We start from the raw sequence: 24,387 nt of genomic DNA on the forward strand, positions 1-24,387 counted from the left end.
GATCCGCGTGCACCAGGTGCAGCGGTAAGGGGAGATCCCCCACTTTAAGGGCGGGCATTGTAGCGCCGCGGGGCAGGGAGGTAAAGTTATTGTGCCGGGTGGCGGCTTCGCCTTACCCGGCCTGGATTGACCCGCGGATGACTAGGCAATCCTGCACGCATCCGCTTCCCAGCGATACCCCACGCCATACACCGCGCGGATAAACGACTGCTCGGCGTCCAGCGCCTCCAGCTTGCGGCGCAGGTTTTTGATATGGCTGTCGATGGTGCGATCGGTCACCACGCGGTAATCGTCATACAGGTGGTTCAGCAGCTGTTCGCGGGAGAAGACTTTGCCCGGCTCGTGGGAGAGGGTTTTCAGCAGGCGGAACTCCGCAGGGGTCAGGTCCAGCAGCTTGCCGCGCCAGCTTGCCTGGAAGCGGCTTTCATCCACAATCAGCGGGCTTTCAGCGTCCAGCACCTGAAGCTCGCGCTGCGGCCTGCAGCGGCGCAGAATGGTTTTCACGCGGGCAACCACCTCGCGCGGACTGTAGGGCTTGCAGATATAGTCGTCCGCGCCGATTTCGAGCCCCAGCAGGCGGTCAATCTCTTCAATTTTGGCGGTGACCATGACGATCGGGACGTCGGAGAAGCGGCGAATTTCCCGGCACAGGGTCAGGCCATCGGTCCCGGGAAGCATCAGATCCAGCAGGATCAGGTCCGGCGGGGTCTGGCGCACGTAAGGCAGCACCTGGTCGCCGTGGCTTATCAGTGACGGGGCATAGCTGGCCGCGCGTAAATAGTCGATCAGCAGCTGTCCCAGCTTGGGTTCGTCTTCGACGATCAAAATGCGCGGCGTGTTTTCGTCAATCGGTAACTCGGTCATACTTCTCTCGATAAATCCCGTTCCAGAGGTAACTCTACTGTAATGCTTACCCCGCCAAAAGGCGAATGGGCGGCGCGGATCGTGCCATTATGCGCCTCGACGATGTTAACGCAAATCGCCAGCCCCAGACCGGATCCGCCACTGGCGCGATTGCGGGAGCCTTCGGTACGGTAAAAACGTTCAAACAGTTTTTCCAGCTGCGCGTCCTGCACGCCGGGTGCGGAATCCGCGAAGGTAAGGGCAAAGCGCCCGTTTTCCTGTCTGCCGGAAATCAGCAGCCCGCCGCCGCTGTCAGTGTAGCGCAGGCTGTTTTCCAGCAGGTTGTTGAACAGCTGCATCAGCCGATCTTTGTCGCCAAACACCACCGCACTGTCCGGCAGGGAGAGGTCGATTTTCAGGTTGCGACTGGCAAAGCGTTCGCGGAAGGCGCCGCTCGCTACTTCCAGCACGTTAATGACGTCTACGGGCGCCTTCTGGTAGGCCAGCGCGCCTTCGTCGGACATGGAGAGCTGGTGGAGATCGTCCACCAGCTTGGTGAGCGTGCCCACCTCCGCCTGCAGGGAAGCCACCGATTCGGGCGTAAACTGGCGCACGCCGTCCTGAATGGCCTCGAGCTCGCCGCGCAGCACCGCCAGCGGCGTACGCAGCTCGTGTGAAATATCGGCCATAAAGTCGCGGCGCATCTGCTGGTTTTTCTCAAGCGTGCTGGCGAGCTGGTTAAAGTCCTGCGCCAGCTTGCCCAGCTCGTCCTGGCTGCGGGTATCGACGCGGGTGGTGAAATCCCCGGCGGCGAGCTTGTGCGTGCCTTCCACCAGGCGTTTCACCGGGGCGAGCAGACCGCGCGCCAGCGGGAAGGTGGCGAGCGCGGCGAGCAGCGTGGAGAGCGCGACAATCAGCCAGCTTGTGCGACGCTGCTGGCGGTCAAAGTTGATGTCGGTGTTGCGCGTCAGGCGCTCCACCGGGGAGGCGATCACCCAGCCAACGGTGGCGTTATTCACTTTAATCGCCCGCCGGGTACCGTCCGGCGGTATCGGCGCGCGCGGCCCAACCAGGGGGCGCATATCCTGGTCGATTACCCAGAACTGGGTGCGCCAGCCGTGCGGCGGCATGCCCGGGCCCGGACGATCGTCGCCGGTATCGTGCTCCAGCGAGCGCAGGATCTGGAAAATAAAGCGATCATTGTTGCGCAGAAAACGCCAGTTGCCGTGCTGGGCGTACTGTTCACTCAGCGCATCGCTCAGGCCCTGCAAACGCTGCTCATTGCCATGCTTGATGTAATCAATAAAGCCGCGCTCGAAGCTGACCCGCACCGCCCAGTGCATGGTGATCAGCAGGACGATACAGGTGGCGAAGATCGCTACAAAGAGCTTGCCGGTAATACCCGGACGCCAGAATTTCATGAGCCACTCCTTTTGCCGCGCCTAATCACGACGTTCTTGCTGGTATCATCCGGCACTCTGGCGAAGATGAAAGCGGGCAGGGCGATGATGATCGCCATGCTGAGGTAGGTATACATAAAGACCTGATGCGCCACCGGCGTGTCGACGCTGAGGTGGTGCTGACCGTACATCCCGAGCAGTAACCCCGCAATAGTCACGCCCACGCTCATGGAGAGCTGCATCACCATCGACAGCAGGCTGTTGCCGCTGCTCGCCAGATCGTCCGGCAGGTCTTTCAGGGTCAGGGTATTCATCGACGAGAAGCGCATGGAGTTGATGATCCCCTGGCAGAACAGCACCAGCGGCAGGACGTAGTACCAGCCCATCAGCGCCACGGCCATAAACAGCAGGCTCACCAGCGCCAGCCCTAGCGTGGCGGCCACCAGCACGCGTCGATAGCCAAAGCGGTTCACCACCTGCACCACAATGCGCTTCATTCCCATGCTGCCGAGCACCATCGGGATCATCATCAGGCCCGCGTGGAATGGTGAAAAACCCATGCCAATTTGCAGAAAAACGGGCGTCATAAACGGCAGCATCCCGCTGCCGATGCGTCCGGCGAAGCTGCCAGACAGGCCCAGACGGTAAGTGGGGTTTTTAAACAACGCCAGGCTGAACAGCGCCTTGTCGTTTCCTCTGGCGTGCCACAGATACCACAGTATGGCGGTAACACCGAGCGCGATTAGGAGCCCGAGCGTCAGGGGCGAAATCCCCAGTCCTTTTTGCCCGTCGAGCGCCAGGGTAAGCGTGGCCATACCCGCCGCCAGCAGGATAAAGCCAAAGAAATCAAAGCGCCGGGTCTGCATTTTGTAGTTCGGCATCAGCGCCAGGGTAGCAATCGCGCCGATGATGCCTACCGGGAGGTTGATTAAGAAGATCCAGTGCCAGGAGGCGTACTCCACCAGCATACCGCCCAGCGCCGGACCCAGCAGCGGCCCCACCTGACCGGGCAGGGTGACAAAGGTCATCGCCGCCATGTACTGCTCGCGCGGCACAATCTTCATCACCGTTAACCGCCCGACGGGCACCATCATCGCCCCGCCGATGCCCTGCAGCACGCGCGCCATGACCAGCTGGTCGAGGGTATTGGCCTGCGCGCAAAACAGCGAGCCGATGGTAAACAGCACGATGGCGGTAAAAAAGATATTCCGCACGCCGACCTTATCGGCCAGCCAGCCGCTGGCGGGCAGCATCACGGCAACCGTCAGCACGTAGGAGACAATCACCATGTGCATATGCAGCGGGCTCTCCCCCAGACTTTTCGCCATGGAGGGGAGGGCGGTGTTGACGATGGTCGTATCCAGCGACTGCATAAAAAAGCCGAAGGCGACTATCCATAATTGCCAGCGAACGTTAGCGGGGAGATCTGTCATCTACTCAGTCACCGTGGTTCTGTTTTTACGCGAAAAGCGCAGCCGCAGGCGGTCGAAGAACAGATAGACCACCGGCGTGGTGTACAGCGTCAGCAGCTGGCTCATCACCAGGCCCCCGACAATGGTGATCCCCAGCGGCTGGCGCAGCTCTGAGCCGTCGCCGCCCGAGATCACCAGCGGCAGCGCGCCAAACAGCGCCGCCAGGGTGGTCATCATGATCGGACGGAAGCGCAGCAGGCAGGCCTGGAAGATGGCCTCTTCCGGCGAGAGGTTGCCGTTGCGCTGGGCGTCCAGCGCGAAGTCCACCATCATGATGGCGTTTTTCTTCACGATGCCGATTAATAGCATGATCCCGATAAGCGCGATAAGGCTGAACGGCGCGCCGAACAGCTCCAGCGCCAGCAGCGCCCCCACGCCCGCCGACGGCAGCGTCGAGAGGATGGTCAGCGGGTGCACGTAGCTCTCATACAGTACGCCCAGCACAATATAGACCGTGGCGATGGCGGCCAGAATCAAAATCACCTGCGAGTTCATTGTCTCCTGGAATACCTGCGCGGTCCCGGCGAAGCTGCCGCGCACGGTGGACGGCACGCCAAGCTGGGTCATCGCGCGATTGATTGCATCGCTGGCCTCAGACAGTGACGAACCGGCGGGCAGGTTAAAGGAGATGGTCGACGCCGCCGAAAGCCCCTGATGGTTCACCGACAGCGGCGCGTTGGCAGGCTGCCAGCTGGCAAAGTACGAGAGCGGAATCGCCTTGCCGTCGTTGTTAATCACAAACATTTTGTCCAGGGCGCTGATGTCCTGGGTGTAGCGCGGGTCAACTTCCATCACCACCTTATACTGGTTCATCGGCTGGTAGATGGTGGAGATCTCGCGCTGGCCGAAGGCGTTGTTCAGCAGGCTATTGGCGGCTTCAACGTTAATGCCCAGACGCGACATGGTTTCGCGGTCGTAGGTCAGGGCCATCTCGGCGCCGTTGTCCTGCTGATCGGAGTTCACGTCCGCCAGTTGGGGAAGGGCGGCCAGCGCCTTGCGGATCTTCGGCTCCCACTCGCGCAGGGCGGCTAAGTCGTCCGAGAGCAACGTGTACTGATAGCTGGCGTTCGCCTGTCGCCCGCCGACGCGGATATCCTGAACGGCCATCAAAAACAGGTTGGCCCCCGGCTCTTTGGCGAGCTTCACCCGCAGGCGGTCTATCACCTGCTGGGCGGTTTCGTTGCGCTCGCCGCGCGGTTTGAGGGTAATAAACATCATCCCGCTGTTGACGCGCGACCCGCCGGTAAAGCCGGTCACGTTATCCACGGCTTTGTCTTCACGAATGATCTTCATAAAGTCCTGCAGCTTGCCGCGCATGGCCTGGAATGAAATGCTCTGGTCCGCCTGAATGCCGCCCATCAGCACGCCGGTGTCCTGCTCCGGGAAGAAAGTTTTCGGGATGGTGATATACATCCACACGTTGAGCACGATGGTGCCTATCAGCACCAGGCCGACCAGTCGGGTATGGTTCAGCACCCACTTCAGCGATTTACCGTAGCCTTCCTGCATTGCCATCAGGAAACGGCCAAAGCCTTTGCGCCGCGGCTGCGAGTGCGGTTTGCTGCGCTTGAGCATCCAGCCGCACATCATTGGCGTCAGCGTTAGGGAGATCGCCAGCGAAATGCCGATCGCGACGGAGAGGGTGACGGCAAACTCGCGCAGCAACCGGCCCGGCAGCCCGCCCATCAGCAGCAGCGGCAGGAACACCGCCACCAGCGACAGGCTCATGGAGAGCACCGTAAACCCCACCTCGCGCGTGCCCTGCAACGCAGCCTGCAGCGGCTTCACGCCCGCTTCCAGATGGCGGGAAATGTTCTCCAGCACCACGATGGCGTCATCCACTACGAAGCCCGTCGCAATCGTCAGGGCCATCAGCGACAGGTTGTTGAGGCTAAACCCGCACAGATACATGGCGGCAAAGGTACCGATCAGCGAGACCGGCACGGCCACCGCCGGGATCAGCGTCGCGCGGCCAGAGCGCAGGAACAGGAAGACCACCAGGATCACCAGCGCGACGGAGATCACCAGCGTTTGCTCCACCTCTTCCAGCGAGGCGCGAATGGTCGGGGAGCGATCCTGGGCAATTTGCAGATCGATTGCTGCCGGAATGGTCTCCTGCAGGTCCGGAAGACGGGCGCGAATGCTGTTCACCGTCTCAATAATGTTGGCCTCCGGCAGCTTGCGGATCATCAGCAGAATCGCCGGTTTGGCGTTGGTCATCCCGGCGTTGCGCACGTCCTGCACCGAGTCGGTGACGCTGGCCACGTCGCTTAAGCGCACCGCCGCGCCGTTGTTATAGTGAATGATGAGCGGTTGATATTCCGCCGCGGTTTTCAGCTCGTCGTTGGTGTGGATCTGCCAGCGGTGGCTGTTGTCCTCAATCGCCCCCTGCGGTTTACGCACGTTGGCGTTGCTGATGGCGGAGCGCACGTCGTCCAGCGACACGCCCTGGTTGAATAACGCCTGCGGGTTTAACCCCACGCGCACGGCGGGCAGGGAACTCCCGCCGACGCTCACGTCGCCGACGCCGTTAATTTGTGAGATTGTCTGCGCCAGTTGGGTAGACGCAAAGTCGTAAAGCTGCCCCTGCGAGTACGTATCCGAGGTCAGCGTCAGGATCATGATCGGCGCGTCGGACGGGTTGGCCTTGCGGTAGGTAGGACGGCTCGGCATCCCGCTCGGCAGCAGGCTCTGTGCGGCGTTGATGGCCGCCTGCACGTCGCGCGCCGCGCCGTTGATATCCCGGTCGAAGCTGAACTCCAGAATGATGCGCGTGCTGCCCAGCGAGCTGCTGGAGGTCATCTCGTTGACCCCCGCAATCCGCCCGAGCGAACGCTCCAGCGGCGTGGCAACGGACGAGGCCATGGTTTCCGGCGAGGCGCCCGGCAGCGAGGCGCTGACCATGATCACCGGGAAATCCACCTGCGGCAGCGGCGCCACCGGCAGCAGCCGGAAGCCCAGAACGCCGCAGAGGGTAATGGCGAGCGAGATTAAAATCGTCGCCACCGGGCGATAAATGAAGAGGGCGAAAAACTTCACTTATGCCTCCTCTTCACGTTTCGGGAAGCGGCTTTTGGTCCACAGCGCCAGGCGGTCAAACAGCAGGTAGATCACCGGCGTGGTGAACAGCGTCAGCACCTGGCTCACCAGCAGACCGCCGACCATGCCGATACCCAGCGGACGGCGCAGCTCCGCGCCGACGCCAGTGCTCAGCATCAGCGGCAGCGCACCCAGCAGGGCGGCCAGCGTGGTCATCAGGATCGGACGAAAACGCAGCAGGCAGGCCTGGAAAATCGCATCGCGCGGCGACATGCCCTGCTCGCGCTCGGCGGCCAGGGCAAAGTCGATCATCATGATGGCGTTTTTCTTCACGATGCCGATAAGCAGGATGATGCCGATGATGGCAATCACGTCCAGCTCGCTGCCCGCCAGCATTAATGCCAGCAGTGCCCCCACGCCCGCCGTCGGCAGGGTAGAAAGGATGGTGATTGGGTGGATAAAGCTTTCATACAGCACGCCGAGCACGATGTACATCGCCACGACCGCCGCCACGATCAACCAGATGGTGTTGCCCAGCGCGGCCTGAAACGCCAGGGTGCTGCCCTGGAACTGGGTCTGAATGTCGGACGGGAAGCTGAGCTCTTTTTCAGCCGCCTGAATGGCCTCCACCGCTTCACCCAGAGAGTAATTGTCCGGCACGTTAAAGGAGATGGTGGTGGACGGGAACTGATCCAGATGGTTAATCGACAGCGGGGTATAGCGTTCTTCCACCGTGGCGATAGCGCTCAGCGGCACAATGCCGCCGTCTTTGCTTGTCAGGCGCACCGAGTCCAGCCCCGCCAGGCCGGGCGTGTTCTCGGTGTTGTGCTCCAGCACCACGCGATACTGGTTGGCCTGGGTATAGATGGTGGAGATCAGGCGCTGACCGAAGGCGTTGTACAGGGCGTTGTCCACATCCGACATGGTAATGCCCAGACGGCTCGCGGTATCGCGGTTGACGTTCACATACGCCGCCAGCCCTTTGTCCTGCCAGTCGCTGCTGACGTCGGCGAGCTGCGGCAGCGTGTTAAGCTTATTCACCAGCTGCGGTACCCAGGTGCTGAGGGCATCCAGCGTGGTGGCCTGCAGCGTGAACTGGTACTGCGTGCGGCTGACCTGGGTATCGATGGTCAAATCCTGAATCGGCTGCAGGTAAAGCTCAACGCCCGGCACGCGGGCCACGGCGTTTTGCAGCCGCTCAATGACGGCGTTGACGCGATCGTCACGCTCATCCAGCGGCTTGAGGTTGATCTGCAGACGCGCGCTGTTCAGCGACGGGTTGGTACCGTCCACGCCGACGTAGGCGGTCAGGCTCTCGACCGCCGGATCCTTCATGATGATGTCAGACACCTGCTGCTGGCGCTGCGCCATATTGGCGAAGGAGACCGACTGTGGGGCCTGAAGCGTGCCCTGAATAATGCCGTTGTCCTGGATCGGGAAGAAGCCTTTCGGAATGAAAATCCACAGCATCACGCTGAGCGCCAGCGTGCCGAGCGCCACGCCGAGCGTGGCCCACGGGTGGTTGAGGACTTTCGCCAGCACGCGACCGTAGGCGGCAATAATGCGCTCGAACATGCGCTCGGAGGCGCGCGAGAAGCGGTTTTGCTTGCGCAGTGACGCATGGCTCAGCATGCGGGCGCACATCATCGGCGTCAGGGTCAGCGACACCACGGCGGAGATCAGAATGGCGACCGCAAGCGTCACGGCAAACTCGCGGAAAAGACGCCCGACGATATCGCCCATAAACAGCAGCGGGATCAGCACCGCAATCAGCGAGAAGGTCAGCGAGATAATGGTAAAGCCGATTTCTCCTGCGCCTTTCAGCGCGGCGGCCAGCGGTTTCTCACCTTTCTCGATATAGCGCGAGATGTTCTCGATGACGACGATAGCGTCATCCACCACGAACCCGGTGGCGATGGTGAGCGCCATCAGCGTCAGGTTGTTGATCGAAAAATCGATGAACACCATCACCGCAAAGGTGCCGACCAGCGAGAGCGGTACGGCGACGGCGGGGATGATGGTCGCCGGGACGTTACGCAGGAACAGATAGATAATCATCACCACCAGCGCAATCGCCAGCATCAGCTCGAACTGGGTGTCGGTGACCGACGCGCGAATGTTCGTGGTACGGTCGGAAAGCACCTTCACGCTGACCGATTTCGGCAGGCTTTCGATCAGCTGCGGCAGCATGGTGCGGATGCTGTCGGCGGTTTCGATGATGTTGGCACCCGGCTGGCGCTGCACGTTCATCACGATCGCCTGCTGCTTGTTGGCCCATGCCCCCAGCCAGCTGTTCTCCGCGCCTTGTTCTACGGTCGCCACGTCGCCCAGACGCACTGGCGCGCCGTTCTGGTAGGCGATAATTAGCTGACGATATTCGTCGGCGGACTGCATCTGGTCGTTGGCGGAGAGCGTCACGGCGCGGGTTGGGCCGTCCAGCGAGCCCTTCGCCGAGTTGACGTTGGCATTGCTGATGGCGCTGCGGATGGTTTCGCTGGTGAGCCCCAGCGCGGCAATGGCCTGCGCGTTCAGCTTGACGCGCACCGCCGGGCGCTGGCCGCCCGCGAGGGTGACGAGGCCAACGCCGGACACCTGAGAAATTTTCTGCGCCACGCGCGTTTCGACCATGTCTTCGACCTGGGTCATCGGCATGGCGGAGGAGGTGACGGCAAGCGTCATGATCGGCGGATCCGCCGGGTTCACCTTGCTGTAGACCGGTGGGTTAGGCAGGTCTGACGGCAGCAGGTTGGTAGCGGCGTTGATGGCGGCCTGCACCTCCTGCTCGGCGACGTCCAGCGACAGCGTCAGCTGGAACTGCAGCGTCACGACGGATGCCCCGCCAGAACTCTGGGAGGACATCTGTTTTAGCCCCGACATCTGGCCGAACTGGCGCTCCAGCGGGGCGGTAATGGCGGAGGTCACCACGTCCGGGCTGGCGCCCGGATACAGCGTCACCACCTGAATGGTGGGGTAATCCACCTCCGGCAGCGCCGACACGGGCAGGAATCGGTAGCCGATAATCCCGGCGAGCAGGATCGCCACCATCAGCAGCGTGGTGGCGACAGGACGGAGGATAAACAGGCGTGACGGCCCACCTGTAGAGCCTGGGGGCATAACCTGCATCAGGATTTCTCTCCCTGTTTCGCAGGTTCAACCACTTCCACTTTGGCCCCTTCGGTCAGACGGTCAATGCCGTCGGTGACCACGCGGTCGCCTGCGGAAAGGCCTGCGCTGATGACCACCGTCTGGCTGTCCTGAATACCGGTTTTCACCAGGTGCTTGCTGACCTTATTGTCGTTGTTCAGCACCCAGACGAAGTTACCTTCGTTGCCCATCTGCAGCGCAGCGGTGGGGATCACCACCGCGTTCTCTTCGGTCGCTACCAGCATGCGCGCATTGACGAACTGGTTCGGGAAGAGGGCATCGTCCTGGTTATTAAAGCGCGCCTTCAGCTTGATGGTGCCGGTGGTGGTGTCGATCTGGTTGTCCAGACTGAGCAGCGAACCTTCGCTCAGCTTCAGCTTGTTGGTGCGGTCCCAGGCTTCCACGACCAGGCCTTTACCGGCTTTTTGCGCCTGCATGACGGTCGCGATATCGCTTTCCGGCAGGGTAAAGACTAAATCAATCGGGTGGGTTTGGGTGATCACCACGATGCCCGTGGTGTCGCCGCTGGAGATCTGGTTGCCGATATCGACCTGCTTCAGGCCAACGCGGCCGTCAATCGGCGCGGTGATGCGGCTCCAGTCCAGCTGCAGCTGGGCGCTGGCCACCGCGGCTTCGTCGGCTTTGATAGTGCCCTGCGTTTCGCTCACCAGCGACTGCTGGGTGTCCAGTTCCTGACGCGAAACGAGGTTGGTTTTCACCAGTTGCTGATAGCGCGCTAAATCACGCTGGGCATTGGCGAGCGTGGCTTTATCTTTCGCGAGCTGACCCTGCGCCTGGGCGAGGGTGACCTTAAACTGGCTCGGGTCGATTTCCGCCAGCAGGTCGCCCGCTTTCACCTGCTGACCTTCCTGGAAGTGGATCGCGATGAGCTGGCCGTCGACGCGGCTGCGCACCGTGGCGGTGTTGGCGGCGGTAATGGTCCCGAGACCTGTGAGATAGCGAGGAACGGTTTTATTCACCGCCGTCGCCGCCTGGACCGGCGCCAGCGCGCTGCCGCGCATGCCGTGGCGCCCTCCGCCTGCCGGGCGCTGTGCCTGGCTGGTAGCACCAGCGGGTGCGGCGGAATTCGCGGATTGGCTGTGCCAGTACCAGGCGGCGGCAAGGGCCACCACAATGATGCCAGCGGCGATTGCCCAGCGGGATTTGTTACTGCCTTTCATCGTTATACGTTCTCATCCTGAATACTTCGGGGAATGATACTAGTTTAGGCAGCTAACACAGCGGAAAAATGGAGGAAATATGGAAGACTGTCGGGAATTGTCTGAGTGTTGCCGGGAGGCGCTTCGCTTACCCGGCCTACTTTCCAGGGTTTTGTAGGCCGGGAAAGGCGAAGCCGACACCCGGCACAACCGCACTAGCTAAACATCACCTGCGCCCAGCGCGCCAGCCCTGCGGTAACGGAGCCGAAGTCATCACCACCCGCAATCGGAATGCCCGGCAGCTGTTCCGCCAGCGCTTTCTTGATCAGCGGCGAACGGGCGCTACCGCCGGTCAGGTAAATCACGTCCGGCTTCTCGTTGCCGTTCTCCAGCGCCAGCTGCACCTGCTCCAGAATACGCTGCAGCGGCTGCGCGAGCGCCGTCTCCAGCCCGTCCTGCGAAATCGCGGTGGCCAGATCGTCGCTGATAAACGGCAAGGAGACCGCATGCTCGGTACGATCGGAAAGGGCTATTTTGCTCTCTTCAGCCGTACGCACCACGCGGTAGCTCAGGCGCTGACGCCACACTTTATACAGCAGGGCGACTTTTTCGGCGTCCTGCGCGTCACGCACCAGATCGTTAAGGAAGCGGCCGTTCGCGGTGCTGTAAAAATCACTCTGCGCAGGCACATCGTTGATGGCAATCGCGTTCCACCACGGCAGGATCGGCAGGGCGATGCCTTTTTCGGTTTGCCCCCCCATGCCGAGCAGCGGCATCAGGCTCTTGAAGGCCAGGGCGATATCCAGATCGTTACCGCCCACGCGGCAGCCGCTGTGCCCGAGCAGGCTGTTTTCACGATCGCGACGGTTATGCCACTGCGGCCCCATCAGCAGCAGCGAGCAGTCCGTCGTGCCCCCGCCGATGTCGACGACCAGCACGCGCTTTTCTTCCGTCAGGGTGGCTTCGAAGTCCAGCCCTGCGGCAACGGGCTCATACTGGAATACCACGTCGCGAAAGCCTGCGCGGTGCGCCGCGCGTTCCAGGATCCCCTGCGCCTGTTGGTTGGCCTCGTCGCCGCCCAGCCCCTGGAAGTTGATCGGACGGCCAATCACCGCCTGGGTAATCGCCTCTGGGACCTGCGTCTGCGCCTGGTTGCGGATGTGCAGCATCATCGCACACACCAGGTCTTCGAACAGCGCGACCTGCTGCGGCTTCAGGCCGCTGGCGCCGAGGAAGGATTTTGGCGACTTAACGAAATAGACCTCTTCGGGATCTTCAATGTAGTGTCCGAGCGAGGAGAGGCCGAACTGCACGCTGGACGGCGTAACGTCGATATCTTCCTCGCGGTTAAAACTGACCGCCCGACGCAGCAGCGCCTGGGTCTCCGCCGCCATGGCCGGAACCTGATGGTGGCGAAACAGCCATTCGCTCACCGCTTCACGCGTCGGTGCGCAGAGCATTGACGGCAGTAGCGTGCTCTCTTTTTCCATTTTCAGGAGCCGTGGCTGCCCGTTTTGCATAATCGCAACCGAGCAGTTTGCCGTACCGTAGTCAAATCCAATAAACACGATGAATCCCCATGCCGGTGAGAAGGGGCGAGACTTTAACGAAATGTCTGCATGGCGACAACAGGAATATGAAAGCAAGGCAAAACAGGGTCTTTACGTTTATGCTGATAACACTAAAAAAGGAGCAATGATGTATACCCTCACCTGGCTTCCCCCTTATGACTGGCAGTGGATGTTTGGTTTTCTTGGCGCGCGCGCGGTAACGGGCATTGAAACCGTCACCAACGATTACTATGAGCGCAGTTTTGCCTACGAGGGGCATCAGGGGATTTTCCGCGTGACGCCGGATATCGCAACACACACGCTGACCGTGACCCTCAGCCCGGGGTTAATTCCGGTGGCACAGCCGTGCCTTGAGCGCATCGAACGCCTGTTCGATCTCCACTGTAACCCGCAGCAAATAGCAGAAACGCTGGGCGAACTCGGTGCTGCAAGGCCGGGCTTGCGTTTGCCGGGAGCGATGGACGCGTACGAGCAGGGCGTCCGGGCAATTCTCGGACAGCTGGTGAGCGTGGCGATGGCGGCGAAGCTGGCGTCGCGCGTGGTGGCGCTGTGCGGTGAACCCGTTGCGGATTGCCCTGGCTATCTCTGCTTTCCCACGCCGGAAGCGCTGGCGGCAGTGGACCCGCTGGCGCTGAAAGCGTTGGGCATGCCGGTAAAGCGCGCGGAGTCGCTGATTCATCTGGCGCAGTCGGTTATCGACGGAACGTTTCCGCTTTTCCCGCCCGCGAATATGGAAGAGGGGATGAAGGCGTTACAGCAGCGGCCGGGGATAGGGCGCTGGACGGCAAATTATCTGGCCCTGCGCGGCTGGCAGGCGAAAGATGTGTTTCTGCCGGATGATTACCTGATTAAACAGCGCTTCGCCGGAATGACGCCCGCGCAAATTCGTCGTCATGCCGAACGCTGGAAGCCGTGGCGCTCCTACGCACTGCTGCATATCTGGTATACCGACGGCTGGGCACCGTCAGTTGATCGCGAAATAACTGGTGTTGAGAAGAAGATCTAATGGCTTCGGCTCGGCGATGGTGTCACCAAAGATAAAATCGATGCCGATACCGGAGAGCGTATCCATCATGATGGGCTGGTTACAGGGGCCTGCAATGGTTTTCATTCCCAGACGCTGGGCGTGGCCCTGAACAATGGTCACCATCATCTCATCCATCAGATTGCCGTACACGTTGGTTACTACCTCCGCATCCAGCATCAGATAGTCGGCCATGTTCGCGGTCAGGTGGGTAAAGACGTTCATATCGCGTCCCACCTGGCTAAAGATCACGCGGCAGCCCGCCTGACGAAGCTTTTGCAGACCCCGATGCAGGTTCTTATCCGGATTGCACACCACATCGGCAGAGATAACCAGATGCAGCAGACGGCCCGGCATCGGGCTTTTATCCAGCAGGTCGAGCAGTTCATCGACCAGCGTCACGCTGGCTAAACCGGCCTCTGAGAGCGGCAGCGCCACACCCATGCCTTTACTGGCGATCTGGGCGGCTGAGGTGCGGAAAAACTCGCTAAAGATCCGCCTGTCGAGGGCATGAAGAAGCTCTGGCTCGGCCAGGCCCGAGCGGAAGGCATGCTCTTCCTGAACTTCGCCCTGGCTGGTCCACAGGCGTAACGACAGCAGCCAGAAATTACTGCTCTCAGGGATGCGCGGTGAGGCGACGCTGCGGGCAATCATCATCAGATGATTGTCTTTAATCATGTGCCACTGTTCATCAAGCGACATCATGCTGCGCGTGTGGTGATCCCGCTCCTGCTGGGGTTCGTAAACCGTCACCATGCCGCGCCCGCTGTTTTTTGAGGCATAACAGGCAATGTCCGCTTGCGACATGATCTCCGAGGCCTGATGGTTATTTTCATCAATCAGCGTGATGCCGGCGCTGGCGCCGATCCGGTGCAGGCGGCCTTCCCACATAAAGTGATAGTCGTTGATGGCATGAATCAGGCGACCGGCGATATAGCGCGCGCTTTCCAGGTTGCAGTCCGGCAACAGTAAGCCGAACTCGTCCCCGCCCAGACGCGCCAGCACGTCGCTGGAGCGAAGCATGGTCAACATCAGGGAAGCCAGTTCCCGCAGCAGGGCATCGCCCGCCGCGTGGCCTGCCGTATCGTTGACGGCTTTGAAGCGATCGAGGTCGATAAACACCAGGGCATGGCGCTGGCGTGTTTCGCGAACGGTCTGCAGGAGCCGTTTGAGATGGTTTTCGAAGCTAACCCGGTTAGCCAGATGGGTCAGGGCATCGTGGGAGGCGCTGTAGCTGAGCTGGCGCAGCATTTTGCGCGACTCGGTCACGTCCTGAATCACGATCACCGAGCCGATATTCTGTCCATCCAGCGTGCTGAGCGGCGTAATGCTGTAGTGGATATCAAAATTGCCGCCGGTACGGCAGTTCAGCACCACGTCCTGATCGATATCGGAACGGGACATATCGCCACTGTGAATATTCTCCATCAGCGGCCCTTTTTCACCAAAGGTGATGTGTAACACCTTCAGGATCGGCTGACCAATAGCTTCGGTCTGCAGCCAGCCGCTCATTTTCTCGGCGACAGGGTTCATAAAGGTGACGTTCATGTTGATATCGGTGCACAGCACCGCTTCACCGATGGAGTCAAGGGTAATGTGCAGACGCTCTTTTTCCTGGAAAAGCGCCTCGTTAAGCTGCTTAACCTCGGTCATGTCCATGTTGATGCCGAGCAGCCGTTCGACTTCCCCCTGCTTATTGAGCACCCGGTTCGCCAGGGAGCGAATATGACGCACGCCTTCCTTCACGCGAATGCGGAATTCCAGCTTAAACGGCAGACGGGAAATCAGAGAGTCCCGCAGCACCTTCTCTGCGTGGGCGCGATCTTCCGGCAGCATCGTGTCGTGCCATAGCTGCCAGGTGGGCTTGATGTGCGGCGGAATTTCATACAGCTCAAACATCCGCTTATCCCAGCTAATAACGTCGGGTTCCAGATCCCACTCCCAGATGCCGATGCCCCCTGCTTCGTTTGCCAGGGTGATGCGCTCCATCAGGCGTTTATTGACCCACTCTGTCTGCTTCAGGTCGTTAATGTCTTCAATCTGGGCGATAAAATAGAGCGGCGAGCCGTCGGCATGGCGCACCACGGAGACGGCAAGAAGCGCCCAGACCACTTCCCCATCGCGCGTGTAATAGCGCTTTTCGAGGGTATAGGTATTGATGTCGCCGTTAATGAGCTGTTCGAGCTGCTCCAGGTCGGTATTCAGATCTTCCGGCCAGGTAAGCTGCTGGAAGGTCAGCGACTGGAGCTCCGTCTGGCTGTAGCCGAGGAAATTGCACAGCGCCTTGTTCGCCTGAAGCCATTTCCCTTCGATGCTGACCAGCGCCATACCGATGGCAGAGTATTCCATTGCGTTACGAAAACGCTCTTCGCTTTCGGTGATGTGTTTGCGCTCGGCGCGGAAGGCGTACATCACCATGGTCATCACGTTAGCGGGCAGGAGCAGCATCAGGAACGGCAGCCAGGGGGCGTTCAGCATCGGCCCGGCGTGCTGGGTGGTCAGCGCCAGAGGGTTGCGGGCAATCATCAGCGACACAACCATCACGGTGACCAGAAACACCATGAACGCTTCCATCCGCGGCAGGCGCACGGCGCTCCACATCAGCAGAACGATCACGCAGGTGAAGGGCCACGGCAGCCAGGTGATGGCTGCCCAACTGAGGGCTAACGTCACGGCCAGCGTGGTCAGCGTTTCCAGCAGCAATCGCGGATCGCGGTGGCGCAGCAGATAATGCGGCTTAAACAACAGCCCTAGCGGCACCAGCGCCAGCGCGCCAATCGCTTCTGACAACACCCAGACGAAGAAATTACGCAGTGGCTCTGGGCCGGGGGCCAGCAGGGTCACCAGAATACCGCCTACCAGCGGCGGCACCAGCGCGCTGCCGATGGCCACGCGGAGCCAGTCGTTCAGATTCTGCAGCGGGTTGTACCACGGGAGCAATCTGCGCAATAACAGCGCGCCGATAACGGCCTCAATGATGTTAACAGAAGGGTAGAGGAGGCTGACCGATCCCCAGGAGAACAGCATCCACGAGGCCAGAATATTGCCGAACGAACAGGCCAGGGCAATGCCCGGCCACATTTTTCCAGCATGACGATAAAACGCCACCATCATAATGGCGGTGGGGAACCAGAGCGGGGCCAGCAGGGTGCCGAAGCGGGTGAGTTCCAGCGAAAATAAGGTAAAGATAAAGGTGACCAGGCCCAGACAGACAAGTCGTGTTAAAGGATGTGGGGTGGTCACCAAAACCCGCTGGTATTGTTTATTCATTACCGCTTTATCCAGAGACGCCATGCCGTCAGGGAAGATGTCCGAACGCGTGAATTTGATAATTTGGTTTATGCTAGTACAAACAATTTACAATTCATATGGTGACCGCTCAGAATTTGACACCACAGACTTATTAAATACTTACTCCGTTAAAAAAAACGGTGAAACGGTGAAAAAGTGGTCATTTAAATTTCATTCAGGGAATAAGTTGTCACTTTTCGGCCAGTCTCGCAGAACCTGTGCATTCGACTGGTATCACGCCCGCGAAATCCCTATAATTGCCGCGTTTGACGCTCCGGCGTCGTCCTTCCTTAACATCCAGGTTAATCAGGTCGCTAAATTTATGACTGATAAGTCTCATCAGTGCGTCATTATAGGCATCGCCGGCGCATCGGCTTCAGGTAAAAGTCTAATTGCCAGTACGCTTTATCGCGAACTGCGTGAACAAGTAGGTGATGAGCATATCGGCGTCATTCCCGAAGACAGCTATTACAAAGATCAATCCCATCTGTCGATGGAAGAGCGCGTTAAAACGAACTATGACCACCCCAATGCAATGGATCACAGCCTGCTGTTCCAGCATTTAGAAGCGCTTAAGAGCGGCCAGGCGATCGAACTGCCCGTTTACAGTTATGTCGAACATACCCGCACCCAGGAAACGATCCGCATCGAGCCGAAAAAGGTCATTATCCTTGAAGGCATCCTGCTGTTGACCGATGCCCGCCTGCGTGAATCCATGAACTTCTCGATTTTCGTCGATACCCCGCTGGATATTTGCCTGATGCGCCGCATCAAGCGTGACGTTAATGAACGCGGCCGTTCAATGGACTCCGTGATGGCGCAATACCAGAAAACGGTCCGCCCAATGTTCCTGCAGTTTATTGAACCCTCCAAACAATACGCCGATATTATCGTGCCGCGCGGGGGTAAAAACCGCATTGCGATCGATATCTTAAAAGCGAAAATCAGCCAGTTTTTTGAATAAGCCGCGTGAATTGTGTACCGTTCAGAGATAACCTGGTTTTACCCTGAGCGCTTACCGACTCAGGGTACGTTGCATGAAAGGAGAAAGAGGCGTGCGTCTTTGTGATCGCGATATAGAAGCCTGGCTGGATGAAGGCCGTTTGTCTATTACCCCGCGTCCACCTGTTGAACGTATCAATGGGGTGACCGTTGATGTCCGGTTGGGGAATAAATTCCGCACCTTTAGCGGCCATACCGCACCGTTCATCGACCTCAGCGGTCCGAAGGACGAAGTCAGCGCCGCGCTCGATCGCGTGATGAGTGATGAAATCGTTATCGACGACGGCGAAGCCTTTTATCTGCATCCGGGTGAACTGGCGCTGGCGGTCACATTTGAATCCGTCACCCTGCCTGCGGACCTCGTCGGCTGGCTTGATGGCCGCTCTTCGCTGGCGCGACTGGGGCTGATGGTCCACGTGACCGCGCACCGTATCGATCCAGGCTGGTCAGGACGTATCGTGCTGGAATTCTTCAATGCCGGTAAATTGCCGCTGGCGCTTCGTCCGGGCATGATGATCGGCGCGTTGAGTTTTGAACCGCTGTCAGGCCCGGCAGACAGGCCGTATAACCGCCGCCAGGACGCAAAATATCGCGACCAGCAGGGTGCGGTTGCCAGCCGTATTGATAAAGACTGATCGTTAGTCCATTGAGGATGCCATGAGAAGAGTTCTGACAACGCTGATGATTTTGCTGGTGGTGCTGGTGGCTGGCCTTTCGGCGTTGGTTCTGCTGGTTAACCCCAATGACTTCCGCGCTTACATGGTTCGGCAGGTCGAGGCACGCAGTGGTTATCAACTGAAGCTTGACGGGCCGCTGCGCTGGCACGTCTGGCCGCAGCTCAGTATTCTCTCTGGCCGCATGTCGCTCACGGCGCCGGGGGCATCCCAGCCGCTGGTTTCCGCAGACAACATGCGCCTTGATGTGGCGCTCATCCCGCTCATTTCCCATCAGCTGCAGGTGAATCAGGTGATGCTGAAAGGCGCGGTGATTCAGCTCACCCCGCAAACCGAGGCCGTGCGTGATGCTAACGCGCCGGTGGCACCGCGCGAAAATACCCTGCCTGATGAACCGTCTGATACAGGCTGGTCCTTTGATATTGGCAAACTGAAAGTCGCCGATAGCGTACTGGTTTTCCAGCATGAGCACGAAGAGCAGGTCACCGTTCGCAACATTAACCTGCAGATGGAACAGGATGCGCACCATCTTGCGTCGGTGGAGTTCAGCGGGCGCGTGAACCGCGATCAGCGCGATCTGACCCTGTCGCTGAATGCCAGCGTCAATGCGTCTGACTATCCGCACCAGCTAACGGCCGACATCCAGCAGCTGAACTGGCAGCTGACGGGGGCCGATCTTCCTGCGCAGGGTATTACGGGACAGGGAACGCTGCAGGCCGTTTGGCGCGAGGAACAAAAGCAGATTGAGCTGGATAACCTCAACCTGCAGGCAAATGACAGTAGTCTGAAAGGGCAGGCCAGCGTCACGCTCGAAGAAAAGCCGAAGTGGGTACTGAATCTGCAGTTTGACAAGCTCAACCTGGAAAATCTTTTGCCGCCTCTGCCAGCCAGCGCCACGGACAGCGATGCCACGCAGACGGGGCAAAGCCAGGCAGCGGTATCACGCCCGGTTATTTCGTCGAATCTCGATCAGCCTGACTATAACGCCCTGCGCGGATTCACGGCAGATATTCTGCTGAAAGCCAATAGCCTGCGCTGGCGCGGTATTGATTTTACCGACGTGAGCAGCCAGATGTTTAACCATAATGGTCTGCTGGTGATCTCCGAACTGAGCGGTAAGATGGGCGCAGGGAACCTCTCGCTGCCCGGCACGCTGGATGTCCGTAAAGACGTTGCCAGCGCCGAATTCCAGCCGCGTCTCGATAACGTTGAGATAGGGACCATCCTGACCGCGTTTAACTACCCGATATCCCTGACGGGGCAGTTGACGCTGGCCGGTGACTTTTCGGGCACTAAAATTGATGCCGACGCCTTCCGTCGCGAGTGGCAGGGGCAGGCGCATCTTGATCTGAAAAACTCCCGTATGGAAGGGCTCAACTTCCAGCAGCTGGTGCAGCAGGCGGTGGAGCGCAGCAGCGATGTGAAAGCGCAGGATAACTATGACAGCGCCACGCGACTCGACAGCTTCACCACGGACCTGACGCTGGACAACGGACAACTCTCTCTCGACGGAATGCAGGGTACCTCTTCACTCTTATCATTAACGGGCGAGGGTAAGCTGGATCTGGTCAAAGAGACGGCGGACACGCGCTTTAACGTGCGGGTACTTTCCGGCTGGCAGGGAGAAAGTAAGCTCATCGACTTCCTGAAAGAGACGCCGGTCCCATTGAGCGTATACGGCAAATGGCAGGCTCTGAATTATAGCCTTCAGGTGGATCAGATCCTGCGCAAGCATCTGCAGGATGAAGCGAAACGTCGGCTGAGCGGCTGGGCGGATCGTAATAAAGATTCGCAGGACGGCAAGGATGTGAAGAAGCTGCTGGATAAGCTGTGATGCCTGTTGCGCCGGGTGGTGGCTTCGCCTTACCCGGCCTACAAAGCCTGACGCCGTTGCGCCACCCGGCTTTTTTATACCTCAAAATCCAGTTCTTCCTCATCCCGCAGCGGTATCAGCTGAACCTTCTGAACGCGATGGTTTTCAATTTGTAGCGTTTTAAGCAGATAGTCGCCTACCTGAACCTCTTCTCCCGGCTGCGGGATACGCTGCAGATACTCCATCAGCAGACCGGCAATGGTGTGATATTCCCGCTTTTCATCCAGCGGCAGCGGGACATATTGCACCAGATCTTCCAGCGGCATATGGCCGTTTGCCGTCCACGAGCCGTCGGCGTTTTTCTGAATGTCGTGGCGGGCATCAATCTCATCCACCTCGTTTGGCAGGTTGCCGGCAATGGTTTCCATCACGTCGCTGAGCGTGACCAGTCCTTCCACCGACCCAAACTCATCCACCACAAAGGCAAAGTGCGTGCGCGCGTTACGGAACTGCTCAAGGGCGGAAAGCAGCGGTAGCCCCTCAGGGAAGACCAGCGGCTGGCGAACCAGAACGCGGAGATTGAGCGGCTCGCCGTGAAGCTGCTGCTGGAGCAGATCAATGACGTGCACCACGCCCAGCAGCTCCTCTTCCGCTTCCCCGCCGGTCACCACCACGCGTGTGTGCTGGTTTTTATCCAGCAGGGCGCGAATGTGCGCTTCCGGGGCCGTCAGGTCAATATGCTCTATATCATGCCGCGACGTCATAATGCTGCTGACCGTTCGCTGGTTAAGATTGAGCACCCGCTCAATCATTCGTCGTTCCTGCGGGTCAAAGATCTGCCCGTCACTGTGGTCGGCCAGCATGGCGGAGGATTCGGCGTCCAGCTCCGCATCCTCTTTCTTACCGCTTAACAGGCGCATGACCGTTTCTGCCGTACGCTGACGCAGCGTCTGATTTGCGGACAGGAAGCGGCGGCGGTTGAATATCGCCAGCTGGTTAAGCGCTTCAATCATGACGGAGAACCCGATGGCGGCATACAGGTAGCCTTTCGGAATATGGAAGCCAAAACCGTCGGCCACCAGGCTAAAGCCAATCATCAGCAGGAAGCTCAGACAGAGGATCACGATAGTGGGGTGACTGTTCACAAACCGTGTGAGCGCCTTACTGGCCATGACCATCAGCGTGATGGCAATAATGACCGCGGCCATCATCACCGCAAGATGGTCCACCATCCCGACGGCGGTGATCACCGAGTCCAGGGAGAAGACCGCATCCAGCACCACGATTTGCGCGACCACCGGCCAGAATTTTGCCTCGCGGCGCTGGGTCGGGTTCTCGCTGTCTTTGCCTTCCAGCCGCTCGTTGAGTTCCACGGTGGCTTTGAACAGCAGGAACAGGCCGCCGAAGAGCATGATCAGATCGCGGGCGCTAAAGCTCAGACCGTGAATGGAGAACAGTGGCTGAGTGAGCGTGACCAGCCAGGAGATAGAGGCCAGCAGCAGTAACCGCATCACCATCGCCAGCAGCAGACCCGTCACGCGCGCACGGTCGCGCTGGGAAGGGGGCAGTTTTTCAGCGAGGATGGCGATAAAAACCAGATTATCAATCCCGAGCACTAACTCGATGACGACCAGCGTAACCAGCCCGGCCCAGATTGAGGGATCGGCAATCCATTCCATAGTAGTAGCAATACCTTCTGTAACATGACGAATGACACAATTCGATCATGGATAAAGCTGGGGGAAATTGCAATGTCAGTATGAGATTTATCTCAATAATCATTAAATTAATAATACCGGGAATAATAAGTCTAATTCATCAAGAAAGTCTGTATTTATCCGAAATAACAAAATTAAGAAATATCGCATTAAAAGATGTTCAATGATAACGCTGTCAATATAAAGAAATTCTTAAAAATAAACTGCTTTTCTAAACAAATTCTTAAAATTTGGTGTTCGGAACCCGTTTTCTTGCCTGTTTTGAGATTAGCTGTTACAAGATTAATAGCCTGAAAAAGGATATCTTCTGTAACTAGTTGTTGTTTTTTTTTGAGCGACTAACGAAATAGTGCCTGCGTATTATGAATGCTCCATTTATTTCAAATGCAAAAAAATCTGGCGATTTTTCGCCTGCAATTCATCGTGTTATAGCGTATTGGTAGCTGGAAGCCAAGGGCGGTAGCGTGCCTGGATGTGTGTGGATGAGCCATGATTCCGTTGTCAACAGTGACTGGCCAAATAACGTTTTTTTTAGGAATGATGCTAGTTATATTTTTATTTAATTAGCTACATTCTTAATGCATTTTAGATTCACACGTATTTAAATTGCACAGGATAATTACTCTGCCAAAGTGATAAATAATCAATGATGAACTCCAAAATGAAATTGATGCCATTATTGGTGTCTGTGACCTTGATGAGCGGTTGCACTGTCTTTCCCGGCAGCAATATGTCAACAATGGGCAAGGATGTGATCAAGCAACAGGATGCCGATTTTGATCTCGACAAAATGGTGAATGTTTATCCACTTACGCCTCGTCTGGTCGAACAATTACGCCCACGTCCAAACGTTGCCCAGCCGAATATGTCACTGGACCAGGAAATTGCGTCCTACCAGTATCGCGTAGGGCCAGGAGACGTCATTAACGTGACCGTCTGGGACCACCCCGAACTGACCACGCCAGCGGGCCAGTACCGTAGCTCAAGCGACACCGGTAACTGGGTGCAGTCAGATGGCACCATGTTCTATCCCTACATTGGTAAAGTCCATGTGGCAGGGAAAACGCTTGCTGAGATCCGTAGTGATATTACCGGCCGCTTAGCGCAGTACATCGCCGACCCGCAGGTGGACGTTAATATCGCCGCATTCCGCTCGCAAAAAGCCTACATCTCCGGCCAGGTGAACAAATCCGGTCAGCAGGCCATCACCAACGTTCCTCTGACCGTGCTGGATGCCATTAACGCCGCGGGCGGGTTAACCGACGGCGCCGACTGGCGCAACGTGGTACTGACCCACAACGGGAAGGAGCAGCGTATTTCGCTGCAGGCGCTGATGCAAAACGGCGATCTGACCCAGAACCGCCTGCTTTACCCGGGCGACATTCTCTACGTGCCGCGCAATGACGATCTGAAAGTCTTCGTGATGGGTGAAGTGAAGAAACAGAGCACCCTCAAGATGGACTTCAGCGGTATGACCCTGACCGAAGCACTGGGCAATGCTGAAGGTATCGATCTGACGACCTCTAACGCAACCGGCATCTTCGTGATCCGTCCGCTGAAAGGGGAGGGCAGTGCGAAGGGCAAGATTGCCAACATCTACCAGCTGGATATGTCCGATGCGACCTCTCTGGTGATGGCAACGGAGTTCCGTCTCCAGCCTTACGATGTGGTGTATGTCACCACCGCACCGGTTGCCCGCTGGAACCGTCTGATCAACCAGTTGCTGCCAACCATCAGTGGCGTTCGCTACATGACGGATACGGCGCGCGACATTCATACCTGGTAATCCGCGATGTTTAACAAAATTCTGGTGGTATGCGTGGGGAACATTTGCCGTTCCCCCACGGCTGAACGGCTGTTGAAACAGTACCAGCCTGAGTTAACGGTCGAGTCCGCAGGGCTGGGGGCGCTGGTGGGCAAAGGAGCCGATGAGCGCGCAATCAGCGTGGCGCGGGATCATCACCTCTCTCTCGACGGGCATGTCGCCCGCCAGGTCACTGGCCGCATGTGCCGCGAGTATGACCTGATCCTGGCGATGGAAAAACGCCATATTCATGCGCTGTGCGATATCGCTCCGGAGATGCGCGGCAAGGTGATGCTGTTTGGTCACTGGGACAATGAACGCGAAATCCCCGATCCGTATCGCAAAAGCCATGAGGCCTTCGAGGCGGTTTACACCTTACTTGATCAGTCTGCCCAACAGTGGGCGCAGGCACTGAAAGCTCAGCAGGGATAA

15 protein-coding genes are annotated in these 24,387 nt (G+C 58.5%); 6 read left to right on the forward strand and 9 right to left on the reverse strand.

Annotated features, from left to right (window positions below; all coding sequences use genetic code 11):
* Positions 1–141: 141 nt before the first annotated feature.
* The 7 genes from baeR to yegD form a co-directional block, all read right to left on the reverse strand.
* Positions 142–864, reverse strand: coding sequence for a two-component system response regulator BaeR (baeR, locus tag CWR52_RS20095; RefSeq protein WP_046092904.1), 723 nt, complete (start codon positions 862–864; stop codon positions 142–144).
* A complete protein-coding gene (baeS, locus tag CWR52_RS20100) occupies positions 861–2,264 on the reverse strand; it encodes a two-component system sensor histidine kinase BaeS (protein ID WP_039025016.1) in 1,404 nt (467 codons plus the stop codon). Before baeS ends, baeR begins: the two co-directional genes overlap by 4 nt.
* Positions 2,261–3,676 carry an MFS transporter gene (locus CWR52_RS20105; protein ID WP_104950538.1) on the reverse strand — a complete coding sequence of 472 codons (1,416 nt, stop codon included), beginning with the start codon at positions 3,674–3,676 and terminating at the stop codon, positions 2,261–2,263. Before CWR52_RS20105 ends, baeS begins: the two co-directional genes overlap by 4 nt.
* Positions 3,677–6,754 (reverse strand): multidrug efflux RND transporter permease subunit MdtC, encoded by a 3,078-nt coding sequence (gene mdtC, locus CWR52_RS20110; protein WP_048224040.1) that lies wholly within the window; start codon positions 6,752–6,754, stop codon positions 3,677–3,679. It lies immediately after the preceding gene.
* Positions 6,755–9,877: an MdtB/MuxB family multidrug efflux RND transporter permease subunit gene (locus tag CWR52_RS20115; protein ID WP_104950539.1), complete on the reverse strand. Its 3,123-nt coding sequence runs from the start codon at positions 9,875–9,877 to the stop codon at positions 6,755–6,757.
* Positions 9,877–11,079 (reverse strand): MdtA/MuxA family multidrug efflux RND transporter periplasmic adaptor subunit, encoded by a 1,203-nt coding sequence (locus CWR52_RS20120; RefSeq protein ID WP_104950540.1) that lies wholly within the window; start codon positions 11,077–11,079, stop codon positions 9,877–9,879. Before CWR52_RS20120 ends, CWR52_RS20115 begins: the two co-directional genes overlap by 1 nt.
* Before the next feature lie 194 nt (positions 11,080–11,273).
* Complete coding sequence (yegD, locus tag CWR52_RS20125; RefSeq protein ID WP_104950541.1) at positions 11,274–12,626, reverse strand: molecular chaperone; 1,353 nt, start codon at positions 12,624–12,626, stop codon at positions 11,274–11,276.
* A gap of 130 nt (positions 12,627–12,756) precedes the next feature.
* Between yegD and alkA the strand changes: the two genes are divergently transcribed.
* Positions 12,757–13,635, forward strand: a complete 879-nt coding sequence (alkA, locus tag CWR52_RS20130) for a DNA-3-methyladenine glycosylase 2 (protein ID WP_104950542.1) — start codon at positions 12,757–12,759, stop codon at positions 13,633–13,635.
* On the opposite strand, the gene CWR52_RS20135 is transcribed toward alkA, so the two are convergent.
* Positions 13,594–16,923 (reverse strand): diguanylate cyclase, encoded by a 3,330-nt coding sequence (locus tag CWR52_RS20135; RefSeq protein ID WP_104950543.1) that lies wholly within the window; start codon positions 16,921–16,923, stop codon positions 13,594–13,596. The genes alkA and CWR52_RS20135 overlap by 42 nt on opposite strands.
* A 343-nt stretch (positions 16,924–17,266) precedes the next feature.
* On the opposite strand from CWR52_RS20135, the gene udk reads away from it, so the two are divergent.
* The 3 genes from udk (at position 17,267) to asmA (ending at position 20,454) form a co-directional block, all read left to right on the forward strand.
* Complete coding sequence (udk, locus tag CWR52_RS20140; protein ID WP_008500855.1) at positions 17,267–17,908, forward strand: uridine kinase; 642 nt, start codon at positions 17,267–17,269, stop codon at positions 17,906–17,908.
* A 91-nt stretch (positions 17,909–17,999) separates the two neighbouring features.
* On the forward strand, positions 18,000–18,581 hold the full coding sequence (gene dcd / locus CWR52_RS20145; protein ID WP_024908111.1) for a dCTP deaminase: 582 nt from the start codon (positions 18,000–18,002) through the stop codon (positions 18,579–18,581).
* Positions 18,582–18,603: 22 nt separating this feature from the next.
* Complete coding sequence (asmA, locus tag CWR52_RS20150; RefSeq protein ID WP_104950544.1) at positions 18,604–20,454, forward strand: outer membrane assembly protein AsmA; 1,851 nt, start codon at positions 18,604–18,606, stop codon at positions 20,452–20,454.
* Positions 20,455–20,528: 74 nt separating this feature from the next.
* On the opposite strand, the gene CWR52_RS20155 is transcribed toward asmA, so the two are convergent.
* Positions 20,529–22,112, reverse strand: a complete 1,584-nt coding sequence (locus tag CWR52_RS20155) for a TerC family protein (protein ID WP_104950545.1) — start codon at positions 22,110–22,112, stop codon at positions 20,529–20,531.
* Positions 22,113–22,797: 685 nt separating this feature from the next.
* Between CWR52_RS20155 and CWR52_RS20160 the strand changes: the two genes are divergently transcribed.
* Positions 22,798–23,937 carry a polysaccharide export protein gene (locus CWR52_RS20160; protein ID WP_008499413.1) on the forward strand — a complete coding sequence of 380 codons (1,140 nt, stop codon included), beginning with the start codon at positions 22,798–22,800 and terminating at the stop codon, positions 23,935–23,937.
* Positions 23,938–23,943: 6 nt separating this feature from the next.
* Positions 23,944–24,387, forward strand: coding sequence for a low molecular weight protein-tyrosine-phosphatase Wzb (gene wzb, locus CWR52_RS20165; protein WP_104950546.1), 444 nt, complete (start codon positions 23,944–23,946; stop codon positions 24,385–24,387).

This window comes from Enterobacter sp. SGAir0187, assembly GCF_002952735.2.
In the GTDB taxonomy this organism is placed as follows: Bacteria; Pseudomonadota; Gammaproteobacteria; order Enterobacterales; family Enterobacteriaceae; genus Enterobacter; species Enterobacter quasiroggenkampii.